Genomic DNA, 2,084 nt, shown 5'->3' with positions numbered 1-2,084 from the left:
AACTTGCTGTGCATCGTACCCATTGCGCCGCTGGCCATTTCCGCATCGCCTTTACTGGCCTCAATAGGGTTGGCGAGAACGCTGAGGCTGAAGGTGGCTTTGATGCCTTGCCATGTCTGAGTCAGCGCGTCACTCAGTTGCGCGCGAAGACTGAACTGCTCAGGGTCGAATGCCTGCTGTTGCAGCGCTTCGGCGGTGTAGAGGGTATTCAGCGTGCCGACTACCACTTCTTTTGCCATCGCTCCGGTCAGCAGACCGACGGTAGCCTGCCAGTTATCATCGTGAACACCGATCGGTGCCAGCAGCGGTGTCAATGTCTGGCTGACGCTGGCCAGCGCGGAGTCGTTCAGATGACTCACCGGCTTGCCGCTAAACGAAAAACTGTTTAGCGCTCCGATAAGCATACTGACCAGCACAATCACTTTCCCGGCCCGCAGGACAAACCCCCGCAGACGCTGCCAGGTCTGCAACAGCAAACTTTTGGCGTGAGGAACGTGCCACAGCGGCAGTTCCATCACAAAGGGACTGGCGGTACCGCGCATCAGCGTATGCTTCAGCAGCAGACCAGTGGCGATGGCCGCACAGATCCCCAACAGATAGAGGCTGAAAACGACCAGGGCACCGCGCTGACCGAAAAAGGCCGCCGCAAAGACGGCGAAAATCGCCAGCCGCGCTCCGCAGGAGATAAACGGCGCCATCAGCACGGTGATCAGCCGCTCCCGTGGCGCGTCCAGCGTGCGTGCACCCATCACCGAGGGCACATTGCAGCCAAAGCCAACAATCAGCGGTACAAAGGATTTACCGGGCAGACCCAGCGCCTGCATCAACCGATCCATCACAAAGGCGGCACGCGCCATATAACCGGAATCTTCCAGCAAAGAGAGGAACAGATACATCATGCCGATCTGCGGCACCAGCGGCATCACGGTATTGATCCCGCCGCCAATGCCCTGCGCCAGGAAAAGTGTCAGCCATAACGGCAGGTGCAGCGTAGCCCCCAGCCATTGCGTACCCTGAATAAAGATCGCCGCTGATCCAAGGTCGAACAGGGGTTGCAGCGCGCCACCAAGGTTGATGGCGAGGAAGAACATCATATACATCACCAGCAGAAACACCGGCAGACCCAGCCAGCGGTTCATGGTCAGCCGATCCAGCCGCTGGCTGAACAGGCTACGGCTTCCGGCCACACGGATGACCTTGTGACAGAGGGATTCGAGAGTCTGATAGCGGCTACTGGCAATGGACTGGGCAGCATCTTCCCCCAGATGTTCATGGATGCCAGGCAGTAACGCCTGGGCAGCGGGCATCTGCTGCTGGCTCCAGATGTCCCCTTCCAGCATATGCAGGGCCAGCCAGCGTTTCTGCCCTTCGGGCGTGGCGGCAGGCATGGCCGCGACCAGTTCACGTAATGCCTGTTGCAGCGGCTGCGAATAGGGGACATCAAGCAGGGTAGGCTGGCGTGAATAGCGGTCGATGGTCTCTTTCAGTGGTTTGATGCCGCGCCCGCGTGTCGAAACCAGCGGTATCACCGGGCAGCCCAGGGCCTGTTCCAGCGCCGCGAGGTCTAACTCTGTTTGCTGGCTTTCAACAATATCCAGCATGTTTAACGCCACGATGCAGGGCTGCCCCATTTCCAGCAGCTGCAAGGTCAGATAAAGATTACGTTCAAGGTTACTGGCATCCACCACGTTAATCACCAGGTCAGCATCACCGCTCAGCAGATACTGGCAGGCAATCTGTTCGTCCAGCGATGCCTGCGCCGAGAGGGTGGTGAGCGAGTAACAGCCCGGCAGATCAACCAACTGCACCTGATGCTCTGCGGTGGTGAACAGCCCCTCTTTGCGCTCGACGGTTACCCCGGCCCAGTTACCGACCCGCTGGCGCGATCCGGTGAGCTGGTTAAACAGGGTGGTTTTACCTACGTTTGGGTTCCCGGTCAGTGCGATAGTGATGGTTTTCATGCTGTCTCTCCGGCTGACTGCATGGCTTCCAGCTGGAGCAAATCAAGGTCCCTTTTGCGCAACATCAGGCTCACGTGGCGGGTTTCAATATGCAGCGGATCGCCCAGTGGCGCGATGCGGATC

General features: G+C 58.9%; 1 protein-coding gene and 1 pseudogene. Both read right to left on the bottom strand.

The features are described 5' to 3' along the window. A partial coding sequence (gene feoB / locus WH277_RS01515) for a Fe(2+) transporter permease subunit FeoB (protein ID WP_339503971.1) occupies positions 1-1,961 on the bottom strand: 1,961 nt, incomplete at its 3' end. Then, positions 1,958-2,084 (bottom strand): annotated as a pseudogene (locus tag WH277_RS01510) (hypothetical protein); the annotation flags it as partial. The gene feoB and the pseudogene WH277_RS01510, both read right to left, overlap by 4 nt.

This window comes from Erwinia sp. MYb416 (genome assembly GCF_037479575.1).
Lineage (GTDB): Bacteria > Pseudomonadota > Gammaproteobacteria > Enterobacterales > Enterobacteriaceae > Erwinia > Erwinia rhapontici.
The sequence above is the reverse complement of the archived record's forward strand: the minus strand, read 5'-3'. Positions and strand labels throughout refer to the sequence as shown.